The following is a 16112-nucleotide window of genomic DNA, read 5'->3' as shown; positions in this document are numbered from 1 at the left end:
TAGTTTGTCGCAAATCTACCTATAGCCTATTTTAGTGCCATGAACGCAAATTTCTTGCAAACTCCTGTTGTATACCTTAAAGGTGTTGGTCCAAATCGGGCTGAAACCTTAAAGTCCGAATTAGGGGTTGAAACCTATCAAGATTTGCTGAATCTTTTCCCTAATCGATATATCGATAAAACCCAATATTATAAAATAAGTCAGCTACAACGTAGCAGTGCCGACGTTCAAATAATAGGTAAGGTAGTTCACTTAAAAACAGTTGAACAAAAGAAGGGTTCGCGTTTAGTAGCCCGTTTTAAAGATGATACCGGCGAAATAGAATTGGTTTGGTTTAGGGGACAAAAATGGTTACGAGAAAACCTTAAACTGAACGTACCCTATGTAATCTTCGGAAAATGCAATTGGTACAATGGCACATTTTCAATGCCACACCCAGAAATGGAATCCTTGTCTGCACATGAACAAGGCACAACAGTGTATATGCAACCTGTTTACCCATCCACCGAAAAACTAAGCAATAAAGGCGTAACAAATAAGGTGATCAGTAAGATGTTACAACAGCTTTTTATGGAAGTGAATGGTAAATTTTCTGAAAGCCTATCGGATAAATTACTGTACGAATTAAAGCTATTACCAAAACCGGAAGCATTATTCAATATACATTTCCCTAAAAATCAAGAGTTATTAGCGAAGGCACAATTTCGCTTAAAGTTTGAAGAGCTATTCTATATTCAACTACAACTTATTGGCAAAAATGTATCTCGAAAGAAAAAAATTAAGGGCTTCCCTTTCAATGAAGTAGGTGACTATTTTAAAGATTTTTACTCCAATAAATTACCTTTCGAACTTACTGGTGCTCAGAAACGCGTAATTAAAGAAATTCGCGCAGACCTTGGTAGCAATGCCCAAATGAACAGGTTATTACAGGGCGATGTAGGTTCAGGGAAAACAATAGTCGCCGTAATGACAATGCTTTTGGCAATTGATAACAGATTTCAAGCTTGCCTTATGGCACCCACAGAAATTCTTGCCAATCAGCATTATCAAGGTATTTCTGAATTGCTGGAAGGAACGGAGATTACTTGCGCGCTATTAACAGGTTCCGTCAAAAAATCGGCTCGTAAACCTATTCATGAACAACTAGAAAACGGAGAGTTGAATATTCTAATAGGCACTCACGCCCTTTTAGAGGATAAAGTAAAATACAAGAATTTAGGTATCGCCATTATTGATGAGCAGCATAGATTTGGTGTAGCCCAGCGCTCTAAGCTTTGGCATAAAAATGAGTTTCCGCCACACATATTGGTAATGACGGCAACACCAATACCTAGAACATTGGCAATGAGTTTGTATGGTGATTTAGATATCTCTGTCATAGATGAATTACCACCTGGGCGCAAACCTATAAAAACCGTACACCGTTATGATGCCAATAGATTAAAGGTTTTTCGCTTTATACGAGATGAGATTGAAAAAGGCAGACAGATCTATGTGGTGTACCCATTAATTCAAGAATCTGAGGCAATGGATTATAAAGATCTTATGGATGGATATGAAAGTATTGCGCGTGACTTTCCACAGCCAAAATATCAGATTTCTATTGTTCACGGTCAAATGAAACCGGCAGATAAAGAGTTTGAAATGAACAGATTTGTACGAGGCGAAACACAAATAATGGTTGCCACCACCGTTATTGAAGTTGGTGTCAACGTACCAAATGCTTCAGTAATGATCATTGAAAGTGCCGAACGATTTGGTCTTTCGCAACTGCACCAATTACGTGGTCGTGTTGGTCGTGGTGCTGACCAAAGTTTTTGTATTCTAATGACGAGCCATAAGTTATCTGCAGAGGCTAAGACTAGACTAGAAACCATGGTAGCTACCAATGACGGATTCGAAATTGCAGAAGTAGATTTAAAACTTCGCGGACCAGGAGATATTATGGGTACCCAACAAAGCGGACTATTAAATCTAAAAATAGCCGATATTGTTAAGGATAATGACATTCTAAAATCTGCTAGATATTACGCATTACAATTACTAAAAGAAGATCCATCAATTAGTAAACCAGAGAATCTAATTATTAGACATATGTACGCCCAGTTGGTGAAGCATAAGAATATCTGGACGTATATTAGTTAGTTTTATTTCTAACAACTTTCACGTTGAACATCGTAATTTTCAAGAGTGTTAATTTCCACGAGACCCTTGTTTTTAATAGATTTGTTGTACTTACATTAGAAAGAATATGAGCGCAACAAAAACATTATTTGACAAAGTGTGGGATTCCCACGTAGTACATAAAATACAAGATGGTCCAGATGTACTGTTTATTGACAGACACATGGTTCATGAAGTAACAAGTCCTGTTGCTTTTCTAGGTATTAAGAATAGAAATATTCCTGTAATGCATCCTGAGAAAACATTTGCAACAGCTGACCATAACACTCCGACTATTAACCAACATTTACCGGTTGCAGATCCACTTTCTGCAAACCAGTTAAGAATGTTAGAAGAAAATGCCAATGAATATGGTATTTCTTATTGGGGGCTTGGTCATGCAAAAAATGGTATTGTACACGTTGTAGGTCCTGAATATGGTATTACCCAACCAGGTGCTACCATTGTATGTGGAGATTCACATACTTCTACACACGGTGCTTTTGGTGCAATTGCTTTCGGTATTGGTACATCTGAAGTTGAAATGGTATTGGCTACACAATGTATTATGCAGCCAAAGCCAAAGAGAATGCGTATTAATATCAATGGTAAAATGAGCAGAGGGGTTACACCAAAAGATGTTGCTTTATTTATCATTTCTCAATTGACTACTTCTGGTGCAACTGGATATTTTGTAGAATATGCCGGTGAGATTTTCAGAGATATGAGTATGGAAGGTCGTATGACCGTTTGTAATCTAAGTATAGAAATGGGTGCCCGTGGTGGTATGATTGCTCCTGATGAAAAGACATTTGAATATGTAAAAGATCGTGAATTCACGCCTAAAGGTGCAGATTGGGACAAAGCAATGGCATATTGGGAAACATTATATACTGATGAAGATGCCATTTTCGATAAAGAATTAACTTTTGATGGTTCACTTATTGAACCTATGATTACATATGGTACCAACCCAGGTATGGGAATGGGAATTTCTAATGATATTCCAATGGCATCCGACGTTCAAGGCGGTGCCACTACCTACCAAAAATCATTGAAGTATATGGATTTCAATGAAGGCGATAGTATGATGGGCAAGCCAATTGATTTTGTTTTTCTTGGTAGCTGTACCAATGGTCGTATAGAAGATTTTAGAGCTTTTGCCTCTATAGTAAAAGGCAGAAAGAAAGCTGACAATGTTACGGCATGGTTGGTTCCTGGATCGCACAAAGTTGAAACGGCAATAAAAGAAGAAGGTATACTTGATATTTTAATCGAATCTGGTTTTGAACTTCGTGAACCTGGTTGTTCTGCTTGTTTAGCTATGAACGATGATAAAGTGCCTGCTGGTAAATTAGCGGTAAGTACTTCGAACAGAAACTTTGAAGGTAGACAGGGTCCTGGATCAAGAACGTTATTAGCTAGTCCGTTAGTTGCTGCTGCAGCTGCCGTTACCGGTAAAGTAACCGATCCAAGAGAACTAATGGTAGAACTTGTGTAATAAGTTTGCCTTTCGCTATTAGCATTTGACTTTTAGCAAAACAACAATTATAATAATTCAAGCTAATGGCTAACACCCATGAGCAAAAAGCTATAAAATATGGCATACGATAAATTCGACATATTAACTTCAACTGCAGTTCCCTTACCAATAGAGAATGTAGATACAGATCAAATTATACCTGCACGATTTTTAAAGGCAACAGAGCGTGTTGGTTTTGGTGACAATCTTTTTAGAGATTGGCGTTACAACCAAGACAATACTTTAAAAGAAGATTTTGTTTTAAACCAAGATAAATTCAGCGGAAAAATTTTAGTTGGTGGTAAGAACTTTGGTTCGGGATCATCTCGTGAACACGCTGCCTGGGCAGTTTATGATTACGGATTTAGATGTGTTGTCTCTAGTTTCTTCGCAGATATATTTAGAGGTAACTGTTTAAATATTGGTGTATTACCTGTACAGGTAAGTGCCGAATTTTTACAGAAAATTTTTGATGCGACCGAAGCTGACCCTTCTACAGAATTAGAAATTAGTCTTCCTGAACAAAAAATCACTTTACTATCAACAAGAGAAAGTGAATCTTTTGACATCAACGATTACAAGAAAAACAACATGTTAAACGGCTTTGATGATATCGATTACTTATTGAATATAAGAAAAGATATCGAAAAATTCGCAGAGAGTACTCCGTTATAAATCCTGATATAGAAAACCATATTCGTATTTACCTTAACTAACCATCTGTCGTTCATTTATTTAAGAAACGACATACTGAACACATGAAAAAAAGAAAGTTAGAAATAATGGATACCACCCTAAGGGATGGTGAACAAACCTCAGGCGTATCCTTTTCTGCATCGGAAAAATTGACCTTGGCAAAACTCTTACTAGATGAGTTAAAGGTAGACCGTATTGAAGTTGCTTCGGCACGTGTTTCTGATGGTGAGTTAGAAGCCGTTCAGAAAATCACCGAATGGGCAGCCGAAAAAGGGTATTTAGAACGTGTAGAAGTACTAACTTTTGTTGATGGCGGTGTTTCATTAGATTGGATGCAGAAATCTGGAGCGATTTCTCAAAACTTGCTGACCAAAGGTTCAATGAACCATTTGAAATACCAGTTAAAGAAAACTCCCGAACAACATTTTTCTGAAATCGCCGAAATTTTTAAACAAGCCACTGAAAAAGGTATTATCAATAATATCTATTTAGAGGATTGGAGTAACGGAATGCGGAATTCAAAAGAATATGTTTTTGAGTTTTTAGATTTTCTATCAACTCAGAATGTAAAAAGAATATTATTACCGGACACATTAGGCATTTTAACGCATACCGAAACATTTGCATATTTGTCTGAAATTGTACAAAAATATCCAACTTTACATTTCGATTTTCACGGACATAATGATTACGACTTAGGCGTAGCCAACATTATGGAAGCTGTAAAAGCAGGCTGTCATGGTTTGCACCTTACCGTAAACGGAATGGGCGAAAGAGCTGGTAACGCGCCAATGGCAAGCGCCGTAGCGGTAATCAATGATTTTCTACCAGAAGTGGAGATTAATGTAAACGAAACCTCTTTATATAAAGTAAGTAAATTAGTTTCAGCCTTTACAGGATTTACTATACCAGCAAACAAGCCAATTGTTGGAGATAATGTATTTACACAAACTGCCGGTATACATGCCGATGGCGATAGTAAAAATAACTTATACTTTAGTGACCTAATGCCTGAACGTTTTGGAAGAAAACGTAAGTATGCATTGGGTAAAATGTCTGGCAAGGCAAATATTCAAAAAAACCTGCAAGAGCTTGGCTTAACATTGAACAATGAAGAGCTGAAAAAAGTTACTGCACGTATTATTGAATTAGGAGATAAAAAAGAACGTGTTACCAAAGATGACCTTCCTTTTATTATTTCCGATGTATTAGATACTGCAGATTATAAGCAAAGAGTTTTTGTAAAGTCTTACGTATTAACCCATGCAAAAGGTTTAATGCCCTCTACTACCCTATCTGTAGAAGTAGATGGTCAAACTTATGAAGCACATGCACAAGGAGACGGACAGTATGATGCCTTTATGAACGCTTTGAAAAAAGTGTATTTAGCAAAGAAAAAACCATTACCTAAACTAACAGATTACGCAGTGCGTATACCACCAGGTAGCACCTCTGATGCATTATGCGAAACCGTTATTACTTGGGAATTAGATGGAAAGGAATTTACATCAAGAGGATTAGATTCAGATCAAACCGTTAGTGCTATTAAGGCAACCGAGAAGATGTTGAATATAATATAGTAGTTAGTAGTTAGTAGTTAGTAGTTAGTAGAAAATAAAAAGAGTAACGAACAACAAGCATAAAATGAAATTAAATATTGCCTTATTAGCCGGTGATGGTATCGGTCCAGAAGTAATTGATCAAGCAGTAAAAGTATGTGATGCAATTGCTAAAAAATATGAACATCATATTACTTGGAAACCAGCTTTAACTGGTGCCGCTGCAATTGATGCTGTCGGAGAACCTTACCCAGATGAGACACATGAGATTTGTGCAAATGCAGATGCTGTACTTTTCGGAGCTATAGGTCACCCACGTTTCGACAATGATCCTTCTGCAAAAGTGCGTCCAGAGCAGGGATTATTAAAAATGAGACAAAAACTTGGTTTGTTTGCCAACGTAAGACCAACCTTTACATTCCCATCACTTATCGATAAATCTCCTTTAAAAAGAGAACGTATTGAAGGTACCGATTTAATTATTTTAAGAGAGTTGACCGGTGGAATCTATTTCGGTGAGCGTGGTAGAAAAGATGACGGTAATACTGCATTTGACACCATGACCTACCAACGTTTTGAAATCGAAAGATTAGCTAAAAAAGGCTTTGAATTCGCTATGAAGCGTTCTAAAAAATTATGTTGTGTTGATAAAGCCAATGTTTTAGAATCTTCAAGACTTTGGAGAGAAACGGTACAGGCAATGGAAAAAGATTATCCTGAAGTGGAAGTTTCTTATGAGTTTATCGATGCCGTTGCCATGCGTTTAATTCAATGGCCAAAAGGGTATGATGTAATTATTACAGCAAACCTATTCGGAGATATTTTAACCGATGAGGCTTCTGTAATTGCAGGTTCTATGGGACTTATGCCTTCTTCTTCAGTAGGTAGTAAAGTTTCTTTATATGAGCCAATACACGGTTCTTACCCACAAGCAGCTGGTAAAGACATCGCGAACCCGTTAGCTACAGTACTTTCTGCTGCTATGCTTTTTGAAGACATGAATATGACAGAAGAAGCTGAAGAAATTAGACGCGTAGTAAACAAATCTTTAGCTGAAGGTTATGTTACCGAAGATCTTGCCGATGGTGGTAAAAGTTATAAAACAAGTGAAGTTGGCGATTGGTTAGCTAGCAACATTTAAGAAATATACTTAAAAATGAAAAATCCCTTTAATCTATGATTAAAGGGATTTTTATATCTAATAGTTACAGTATACTTAAATACTTGTAGCTATTGCAATTTCTTGTTCATAAATGCTTTTTACAATTGCTCGTAAATCCGGAATTACAGTTTTCACCAATTTCGATGGTCCGTTGATCAATACACAAATTCCTAAATCAGAATCTGGAAAAAGAGCAATTTCATTTCTGTAGTTATTTACACTACCCCCATGATGCCAGATGGTTTCTTCGGCTGCTTTTTCATTCTCTTTTATAGTATGTATTCTCCATCCGAATCCGTAACCAGATTTTACATGTCCTGGCCATTTTTGATAATACTTACTATGTCCCTTCAATTCTATAAAAGGCTTAAAAACTTGTGCCATATCATCTTTAGACATCACATCAGGATTATGACCTAATAAAAAGCGCATCCACTTTGCCATATCAGTAGAATTAGCATTAATACCACCAGCGGCAATTGCATTGTAATAATTATCTCTAGGTGAAATAGTTCTAAAACTATGTCCTCTTCTAATATGAGGCAAAGCAATATTCTCAGTATTCATTAAGGTTTGATGATCCATAGAAACGGAATTCATACCTAGCGGAGCAAAGAATTTATCTGTTAATAGTGTTTGAATATCTTTACCTGTGGCTTTTAACATCACTTCTTGTGCTACAGAAAACATAGCATTTTGATAGCTATATTGAGAACCAGGTTCGGCAATTGGGTTTATTTTATTGAATCTCTCACTTATAGAAGACATAGGTAGACCCGCCTCGACCAAATCTGTATAACTGTGATACGGAGTACCGGTTGTATGTGAAAGTAAATGTGCAACTTCAATTTTTCGTGTATTCTGTTGATTTCCAAAATGGAAGTTTGGTAAATAATCAGCCACTTTATCATCTAAGTGTAACTTACCTTCGCTCTCTAAGCTGGCAGCTAAGATTCCCGTAAATCCTTTAGAGATAGATCCTAATCTGAATAAAGTTTCACCGTCAACAGTTTCTTTACCGTTGAAGCTTCTTTTACCATATCCATCAGAAAGAATAACAGAATCCCCACTAACAATACTTACTCCCGCCCCTACAATATCGCCAGAGGCAATAGCCTTATTGAAATAATCGGTCAAAGCATCGTTTAATGCTTTTTGACGTATATTATAAAGTTTGATTTCCCTTTTCTCCGCAAGAGTTTTAACAGGGTTAGGATCAGCGATGATTGCTTTAGAATGTTCTGGCTTAAAAGAAGAAGCCGTAAGAACAAATAATAAGAGAACCATTATTATGGCCCCAAGAAATAGTTTGGTACGTGACACAGCATTGTAAGTTTTGGTTCTCTAACAACGTGATAAAGTGGATTAAATTATCGATGAACTACGTAAAATGAAAAATTTAACATCCGAACAACTTGATTTTAAGACTTGAAGATAATCTACAATTGAAATACAACTTAAAACTTAAACACAAAAAAAAGGAACATCACTTTGATATCCCTCTTTGAAATTTTATAACCTATTCAAGACTAACAGCTCATTGCCATTTTTCTGTATTTTGCTTCTTTTCGTTTTCTAACGAGTAAAATAGCCACTGCGATCAATACACCAGAAAAAGCCAAAATAGCACCTACTAAACTAGAATAAATAATACCATACCCAAAAGCAATTGGTAAGCCTGCTAAATACGCACCAGATGCATTACCCATGTTAAAAGCACTTTGATTCATAGAAGAACCCAACATTTCAGAACCTTTAGAAGTATTGATTATCGCCATTTGAATAGGGGTTGCTACTGTAAATGAAATTGCTCCAATAACAAAAGTCAATACCATTAACAAATATGGGTTAGTTGCTATAAACATGTTTAAAACAAGAATACCGCACATTACAGATAAACTTATGATTACCGCTTTCAAAGGAGAAAATAACTCTGCCATCTTTGCGCCTAAAAAATTACCGACTACCATACCTAAACCAGCCAACATCATAGCATAGCCAACAAAATGGTTTGGTAACCCAGCAACATCAGTAATTAACGGAGCTACATAACTATACCAAGCAAAGAATCCGCCTGTACCAATGGTGGTGAGTGCAATTAAAGCCCAAAGCTCAGTATTTTTCAATCCTTGAGAAACACTTACTTTTTCTTCCGATTCTTCAACTTCAATTTTAGGCATCCACAAATAAATGCTTCCTAAAGCTAATAAACCCACAAAGCCCACTAGATAAAAAGAAACACTCCAGCTAAACTGTTGTCCAAAATAGGTGCCAATAGGCACACCAATAACATTCGCTACTGTAAGACCAGAAAACATAATTGAAATAGCTTGCGCACCTTTGCCTTTTTTAGCCAACTTTGTAGCAATTACTGCTCCAATACCAAAAAAAGCACCATGAGGTATACCTGATAAAAATCTCAAAAACAACAAACTGTTATACCCAGTTGCAAGACCAGATAAGGTATTAAACACCGTGAACCATATCATTAATAAGAACAGCATTTTTTTAGGTGTAAGTTTCGATCCTAAACCTGTTAACAATGGTGCACCCACCACTACACCCAGTGCATAAGCCGCAATAAAGTGACCCGCTTGCGGAATAGTAATACCTAAAGAACCCGACACTTCGGTCAAAATTCCCATAATAACAAACTCGGTAAGTCCAATACCGAAACCCCCAATAGCCAGAGCAAACAATGCTTTTTTATTTGATTTAATAGTATCCATAACTTATACTTTTAAATTTATTTATACTCTATGACTGCTACACAGTCAAATTAAAAAAGGCAAAGTTAAAGCCAATATGCGGCTCAAATCGATCATCTATTACCATATTTATGTTAATAATTACCCTAATCCACTATATAATTTTAGTTACTAATTACAATTCAGTTTAAAAAATCTACAACTGGGAAAATCATTTTATTCAAACCTTCATTTACGGTTCATATTTGTTTTATCAATCAAAAATATAATCAATTATGAAAACGCTCTTAATCTTATCACTTACACTTTTCTCTTTCAATTTATTCTCGCAATCAACTATTTCTGGAAAAATAACAGACCTACAAGGGCTGCCCATTATGGGTGCAAATGTTTATCTGAAAGGAACTTACGACGGCACCGCAACAGATGAAAAAGGAGTATTCTCTTTTGAAACAGATGCAATTGGTATGCAAACGCTAGTAACCTCTTCCATTTCTTTCGAAACGTATTCGAAAGCAGCTGATATAACTGATTTTTTAAACATTAATATCAAGCTAAAAGATGATGTGAATACCCTAGATGCCGTAACTGTAAATGCTGGAACATTCAATGCTGGCGATAACGCCAAGGTAACTTCATTGAAACCCCTAGATATTGTGACCACTGCAGGAGCACTTGGTGATTTTGTAGGCGCATTGCAAACCTTACCAGGCACATCTAATGTTGCAGAAGATGGTCGCTTATTCGTTAGAGGTGGCGATGCCGAAGAAACGCAGATTTTTGTTGATGGTATGCGCGTATTTACGCCATACTCTCCTTCTGCCAATAATATACCCACTCGAGGCAGACTATCTCCATTTTTATTTAAAGGCATTACATTCTCTACAGGTGGCTACTCAGCCGAATATGGGCAAGCATTATCGAGTGTTCTACTTTTAAATAGTATAAGCGAACCACAAGAAGAAAAAACGGAAATTTCTATAATGACCGTTGGGCTTGGGTTAGGTAATACTCAAAAATGGAAAAAAAGCTCGCTTAGTTTAAATACATCTTACATTAATCTAGCACCATATCAAAAACTGTATCCTGATAATAATGAATGGCATAAACCTATAGAATCTGTAGGTGGAGAAGCTGTGTATAGATATAAATTCAATAACGATGGTTTGCTAAAAGTTTATGGTGCTTACAGTGCCGTAAATTTCGATTTAACACAAGAAGATATCAATGTGGCTGATGGTATTCGCTTCGGTTTAAAGAATAAAAATCTTTATATCAATTCATCTTATCAAGATTTCTTAGAAAAAGATTGGAGCATAGCTACAGGTGTTAGTTTTGCCAATGACCGCTCTGAAATAAAATATAATGATTCTGAAATTACAGATGTTGAAAACTCAGCACATCTAAAAATCGCGTTTAAAAAGTTCTTTTCTAGTCGCTACAAATTAAACTTCGGTGCAGAATATTTCATCACGAACTTTACAGAAAATTATCAAGATTCTAGCTTTGAAAACGACTATAAGTTTAATAATAATCTTTTCAGCAGTTTTGTTGAGACTGATATTTTCTTCTCTAAAAAACTAGCGACTAAAATTGGGCTTAGAGGAGAATACTCTGAATTACTACAAGAGTTTAATATTTCACCAAGACTATCATTAGCCTACAAAGCTGGCTCAAACTCTCAATTCTCATTGGCATACGGGGAGTTTTTTCAAAATCCGAAGAACGATTACTTGAAATACAATTCTGATTTTACTGCCGAAAACACAGCTCATTATATTGCCAATTATCAATATGTAAAAAACAAACAGATTTTTAGAGCTGAAGCATATTACAAAAATTACGGAGACTTAGTAAAGTATGATACTCCGTTCGCGCTGCCAACTTCTACCTATACCAGTAATGGTAGTGGATATGCTAAGGGATTGGATATATTCTGGAGAGATAATAAATCAGTAAAAAATACGGAGTATTGGATGTCGTACTCCTACTTAGATACAGAAAGGGATTACCAAAACTACCCAACAAATGCTACTCCTAATTTTGCATCAAAACACAATGCATCTTTAGTTGTAAAGCGTTGGATCGAAGATTGGAAAACTCAAGTTGGTTTGAGTTATAATTATGCCTCGGGTCGCAGTTATACCGACCCAAATAAAGGAGGATTCTTAACCGAGCAAGCCAAAAGCTTTAATTCACTGAATTTGAATTTGGCTTATTTAATAAGTCCGCAGAAGATACTATATGCATCTGTAAGTAATGTAATGGGCACCCAAAACGTAAACGGATACCAATATGCCAATCAAACAAATACCGATGGTTTATTTAATAGACGAACAATTACACCAGCTGCAGACCGCTTCTTTTTCATCGGCTTCTTTTGGACGATAAGCGACAACAAAGATGACAATCAACTTGATAATCTTTAAGAATGACAATTCACTACCAAGAACCAACAACTGGGTCATCTATTTTACCAAAAACAATTGAATAGAAAGATATTTGAACAACAATAATTAACATTAAAAAACTATACATCATGAAATCATTAATTTTAGCAGCCACTTTTATTTTCACGCTTAGCCTAACAGCACAAACACCTTATGAAAAAGGAATGAACACTGCCTTCGAATTATGGAAAAATCAAAAGAATACAGAAGCTGTTCAATTATTTGAACGAATAGCAGATGCAGAAACTGATAATTGGTTACCGCCTTATTATGCAGGTCTAATTGAAATAGTTAGTAGTTTTGGGTTAAAAGATGAAGCACTATTAACTACCAAACTAACCAGAGCAAAAGATTTTTTAGATAATGCATCGGCAATATCAAAAGACAACCCAGAAATAATGATTTCTTATGCCCTTTTAAATACAGCATACATTGCTTTTGACGGCGCAAAGTACGGAATGACATTGTCTGGTGAGAATATAGCCATCTATCAAAAAGCACAAGCTTTAGCGCCAAATAACCCAAGAGTACTTTTAGGAAAAACAGAATGGGACATGGGAACAGCCAAATTCTTCGGTAAATCTATCACTCCCTATTGCGAAGATGTAGACCGTGCTATTGTATTATTTAATGCAGAAGAACAAACAGTACCATATTACCCTTACTCCGGTTTAGAAAGAGCGAAAGAGATAAGTGCCAATTGTAAAAAAGAAACCTCCCCTAATGAATAGGAGAGGTTTTTATGATAGTCTTAGTTAAAGACTTTTATAATATATAATCTGTACTCACAAAATTAGAAAGCTTAGCTTCTAATAAATTCTGAATAATTTCAGTATTCAACTCATTGTCTTTAAATGCTACAAAAGTTCTAATAGAGAACGAACGTAATGCATCATGAACACTTAAAGTTGCCTGTGCAGAATCTTTTCTTCCGGTAAATGGGTATACATCTGGTCCTCTCTGGCAAGAACTATTTAAATTCACACGACATACTAAGTTCACCAACGTATCTATTAACGGAGAAAGTGCATAAACATCTTTACCGAACAAGCTTACTTGTTGGCCATAGTTACTTTCAGCCATATCATCTAAAGGCTCTTCAATATCAGAGAATTGTACAATGGGAATAATAGGTCCAAATTGTTCTTCTTGATATACGCGCATATCTTTCGTTACCGGATATAGAACTGCAGGCCATATATAGTTATCGTAACGCTTTCCTCCCTTTTTATTTAAAATTTTTGCTCCTTTTGAAAGGGCATCATCAATTAATTCTTGAATATAGTCAGGCTTGCCAGGTTCAGGTAATGGAGTTAATTTCACCCCATCTTCCCACGGATTCCCAAATTTTAATTCATCTACTTTCTTAGCAAAGCTTTCATTGAATTTAGACCTAATTTCTTCATGAACGTAAACTACTTTTAGTGCCGTACAACGTTGTCCGTTAAAAGAAAGCGTACCAGCCAAACATTCGTTTATCGTCAAATCTAAATCAGCATCTGGTAAAATAATTGCAGGGTTTTTAGCTTCTAAACCTAATACCAAACGCAATCTGTTACTTTTTGGATGTTGATCTTGTAAGGCATTTGCAGATTTACTGTTACCAATTAAAGCAAGTACGTCTACTTTACCTGTTTGCATAATTGGTGCAGCAACAGTTCTGCCTCTACCGAAAATTACATTAACCACACCTTTTGGAAAACTTGTTTGAAAAGCCTCTAAAAGCGGAGTAATTAATAAAACACCATGTTTTGCAGGTTTAAATATGGTTGTGTTCCCCATTATAATTGCAGGAATCAACAATGCAAAAGTTTCGTTCAATGGGTAATTGTAAGGTCCTAAACATAAAACAACACCTAAAGGCCCTCTTTTAATATGAGCATATACCCCGTCGTTCTTCGTGAATTTTGCAGCATTACGATCTAATTGCTTGTAATCTTCAATAGTATCTTCAATATACTCAACCGTACGATCAAATTCTTTTTGAGAATCTGGTAAAGACTTACCAATTTCCCACATGAGCAACTTGACCACTTCTTCTCTTTTGGTTTTCATTTTTTTAACGAAAACCTCCATACACTCAATACGTTCTTTCACGTGCATGGTAGGCCAAACACCCTTACCTTTATCATATGCCTTTAATGCACCGTTTAAAGCATCTAAAGCCTCTGCTTCTTGTAAATCTGGAATGCTACCCAACAGTGTTGGCTTATATTCTTTGGTGGATGAAATCGTAGAATACACTTCTGTAGTATCACCTTTCCACTCCTTTAATTCTCCGTTGACCAAATAATGTTTTTGGTCTATAGTTGATGTTATTTTAAATTCTTCAGGAATTTTAATATCGCTCATTTCTTATTTTTATTTGCACTATGATTGATAAATGTAAATGAATCTATTTCTAAAATAATTAGAAATCGTATCTTAAATATTAAAAGTAGTTTAAACCAAATACTCAAACAAGTCTGGCTTATCATTTATATAATCTCCGTAGAAATTGTTAGATTTCATGCGTTCTATCAAAGGTTTCAAATCCTCTGGGTTCTTTAATTCTATGCCCACAACTGCTGGCGCATTCTCTCTACTCGATTTCTTCGAATACTCGAAATGGGTAATATCATCGTTGGGTCCTAAAATATCAACCACAAACTCTTTTAAGGCACCTGGTCGCTGAGGAAAACGAATAATAAAGTAATGTTTGAGTTTCCCATAAAGTAGCGCACGCTCTTTAATTTCGGCAGTTCTAGTAATGTCATTATTACTACCACCAATAATACACACAATATTTTTTCCTACAATTTCTTTCTTATAATCGTCTAAAGCTGCAATCGACAAAGCACCTGCAGGCTCAACAACTATAGCATCTCTATTATAGAGGTCCAGAATAGTTTGGCATGCCTTGCCTTCGTCGACCGTAATCATATTATCCAAATAATAATTACAGATAGCATAAGTTAAGTTACCCACTTTTTTAACCGCAGCACCATCAATAAACTTGTCTATATGATCCAGAGCAACTACTTCACCTGCCTCAATCGATGTTTTCATTGATGGAGCACCTTTAGGTTCAACACCAATAATTTTCGTACTAGGCGAAAGCTCACTAAAAACACTAATGAGTCCCGATGCTAGACCGCCACCACCAATACATACAAAAAGATAATCGATAGGTGTTTTTGATTGCGAAATCAACTCAAGACCAACAGTCGCTTGCCCTTCTATAATTTTAGGGTCATCGAACGGGTGTACAAATATCATCCCAGTTTTATCCCCATAAATTCTGGCAGCTAAAGAAGCGTCATCAAAAGTATCACCCTCTAATACAACTTCTACCCATTCGCCACCGAATAATTTCGTCTGTTCAACTTTTTGCTTTGGTGTAACCGAAGGCATATAAATAGTTCCTTTAATTTTTAAATGAAAGCAAGCAAAAGCCACACCCTGCGCATGATTACCTGCACTGGCACAAATGACACCCTTCGCTCGTTCTTCTTCGGTTAAAGAGCTTATTTTATTAAAAGCACCTCTAATTTTATACGATCGAACTCGTTGCAGATCTTCACGCTTTAAACGAACTTGACAGTTATATTGTTTAGAAAGCCTAATACTTTCGGTTAACGGAGTTACCTCTGAAATTTCAGAAATGGTCTGTGCAGCCTGTAAGACATCATCTAATTTTGGAAAATAAGCCGGCTTCGTCCCTTTCATATGATTTGCATTCTAATATTTAAAATTTTATAAACTTGTATGAAACCCAAATTGTCCGCCTAAGGACAGTCTATGTAATAACGATACACATTGGAATCGTAATTTTTAGAATGCGCTCAACCGGACAATCAGTATCTATAAAAG

The 16112-nt window shown here is 36.1% G+C and carries 11 protein-coding genes; 7 read left to right on the top strand and 4 right to left on the bottom strand.

The genetic code is table 11. From position 1 onward, the window contains the following. Positions 1 to 39 precede the first annotated feature (39 nt). The 5 genes from recG to leuB all read left to right on the top strand — a co-directional run bounded on the left by recG (position 40) and on the right by leuB (position 7081). The gene (gene recG / locus ACPF9A_RS18605; protein WP_423999299.1) at positions 40 to 2145 is read left to right on the top strand and encodes an ATP-dependent DNA helicase RecG; all 2106 of its coding nucleotides are present in this window, start codon (positions 40 to 42) and stop codon (positions 2143 to 2145) included. Positions 2146 to 2251: 106 nt separating this feature from the next. Continuing rightward, positions 2252 to 3664, top strand: coding sequence for a 3-isopropylmalate dehydratase large subunit (gene leuC / locus ACPF9A_RS18600; RefSeq protein WP_423999297.1), 1413 nt, complete (start codon positions 2252 to 2254; stop codon positions 3662 to 3664). A 99-nt stretch (positions 3665 to 3763) separates the two neighbouring features. Further along, a complete protein-coding gene (gene leuD / locus ACPF9A_RS18595; protein ID WP_423999295.1) occupies positions 3764 to 4360 on the top strand; it encodes a 3-isopropylmalate dehydratase small subunit in 597 nt (198 codons plus the stop codon). 83 nt (positions 4361 to 4443) lie between these two features. Then, the gene (locus ACPF9A_RS18590; protein WP_423999293.1) at positions 4444 to 5961 is read left to right on the top strand and encodes an alpha-isopropylmalate synthase regulatory domain-containing protein; all 1518 of its coding nucleotides are present in this window, start codon (positions 4444 to 4446) and stop codon (positions 5959 to 5961) included. A gap of 64 nt (positions 5962 to 6025) precedes the next feature. Continuing rightward, the gene (leuB, locus tag ACPF9A_RS18585) at positions 6026 to 7081 is read left to right on the top strand and encodes a 3-isopropylmalate dehydrogenase (RefSeq protein ID WP_423999291.1); all 1056 of its coding nucleotides are present in this window, start codon (positions 6026 to 6028) and stop codon (positions 7079 to 7081) included. A 75-nt stretch (positions 7082 to 7156) separates the two neighbouring features. On the opposite strand, the gene ACPF9A_RS18580 is transcribed toward leuB, so the two are convergent. Both ACPF9A_RS18580 and ACPF9A_RS18575 read right to left on the bottom strand, forming a co-directional pair. Further along, a complete protein-coding gene (locus ACPF9A_RS18580) occupies positions 7157 to 8425 on the bottom strand; it encodes a serine hydrolase domain-containing protein (protein ID WP_423999289.1) in 1269 nt (422 codons plus the stop codon). 206 nt (positions 8426 to 8631) lie between these two features. Next, positions 8632 to 9831 (bottom strand): MFS transporter, encoded by a 1200-nt coding sequence (locus ACPF9A_RS18575; RefSeq protein WP_423999287.1) that lies wholly within the window; start codon positions 9829 to 9831, stop codon positions 8632 to 8634. 254 nt (positions 9832 to 10085) lie between these two features. Between ACPF9A_RS18575 and ACPF9A_RS18570 the strand changes: the two genes are divergently transcribed. Then, positions 10086 to 12239 (top strand): TonB-dependent receptor, encoded by a 2154-nt coding sequence (locus tag ACPF9A_RS18570; RefSeq protein ID WP_423999285.1) that lies wholly within the window; start codon positions 10086 to 10088, stop codon positions 12237 to 12239. Positions 12240 to 12349: 110 nt separating this feature from the next. Then, the gene (locus tag ACPF9A_RS18565) at positions 12350 to 12991 is read left to right on the top strand and encodes a tetratricopeptide repeat protein (RefSeq protein WP_423999283.1); all 642 of its coding nucleotides are present in this window, start codon (positions 12350 to 12352) and stop codon (positions 12989 to 12991) included. 34 nt (positions 12992 to 13025) lie between these two features. On the opposite strand, the gene ACPF9A_RS18560 is transcribed toward ACPF9A_RS18565, so the two are convergent. Both ACPF9A_RS18560 and ilvA read right to left on the bottom strand, forming a co-directional pair. Next, positions 13026 to 14612 carry an NADP-dependent glyceraldehyde-3-phosphate dehydrogenase gene (locus ACPF9A_RS18560; protein ID WP_423999281.1) on the bottom strand — a complete coding sequence of 529 codons (1587 nt, stop codon included), beginning with the start codon at positions 14610 to 14612 and terminating at the stop codon, positions 13026 to 13028. A 90-nt stretch (positions 14613 to 14702) separates the two neighbouring features. Beyond that, on the bottom strand, positions 14703 to 15968 hold the full coding sequence (ilvA, locus tag ACPF9A_RS18555) for a threonine ammonia-lyase IlvA (RefSeq protein ID WP_423999279.1): 1266 nt from the start codon (positions 15966 to 15968) through the stop codon (positions 14703 to 14705). Positions 15969 to 16112: the final 144 nt, after the last annotated feature.

The organism is Maribacter sp. IgM3_T14_3 (genome assembly GCF_049603095.1).
Classification (GTDB): domain Bacteria; phylum Bacteroidota; class Bacteroidia; order Flavobacteriales; family Flavobacteriaceae; genus Maribacter.
Note: the sequence above shows the minus strand (reverse complement) of the source record. Positions and strands in the feature narration are given on the sequence as shown.

Coding starts and splice junctions, on each gene's coding strand:
- leuB (WP_423999291.1), top strand. CDS start 6,026: ATGAAATTAAATATTGCCTTATTAGCCGGTGATGGTATCGGTCCAGAA.
- ACPF9A_RS18565 (WP_423999283.1), top strand. CDS start 12,350: ATGAAATCATTAATTTTAGCAGCCACTTTTATTTTCACGCTTAGCCTA.
- leuC (WP_423999297.1), top strand. CDS start 2,252: ATGAGCGCAACAAAAACATTATTTGACAAAGTGTGGGATTCCCACGTA.
- ilvA (WP_423999279.1), bottom strand. CDS start 15,968: ATGAAAGGGACGAAGCCGGCTTATTTTCCAAAATTAGATGATGTCTTA.
- ACPF9A_RS18570 (WP_423999285.1), top strand. CDS start 10,086: ATGAAAACGCTCTTAATCTTATCACTTACACTTTTCTCTTTCAATTTA.
- ACPF9A_RS18560 (WP_423999281.1), bottom strand. CDS start 14,612: ATGAGCGATATTAAAATTCCTGAAGAATTTAAAATAACATCAACTATA.
- recG (WP_423999299.1), top strand. CDS start 40: ATGAACGCAAATTTCTTGCAAACTCCTGTTGTATACCTTAAAGGTGTT.
- ACPF9A_RS18590 (WP_423999293.1), top strand. CDS start 4,444: ATGAAAAAAAGAAAGTTAGAAATAATGGATACCACCCTAAGGGATGGT.
- leuD (WP_423999295.1), top strand. CDS start 3,764: ATGGCATACGATAAATTCGACATATTAACTTCAACTGCAGTTCCCTTA.
- ACPF9A_RS18575 (WP_423999287.1), bottom strand. CDS start 9,831: ATGGATACTATTAAATCAAATAAAAAAGCATTGTTTGCTCTGGCTATT.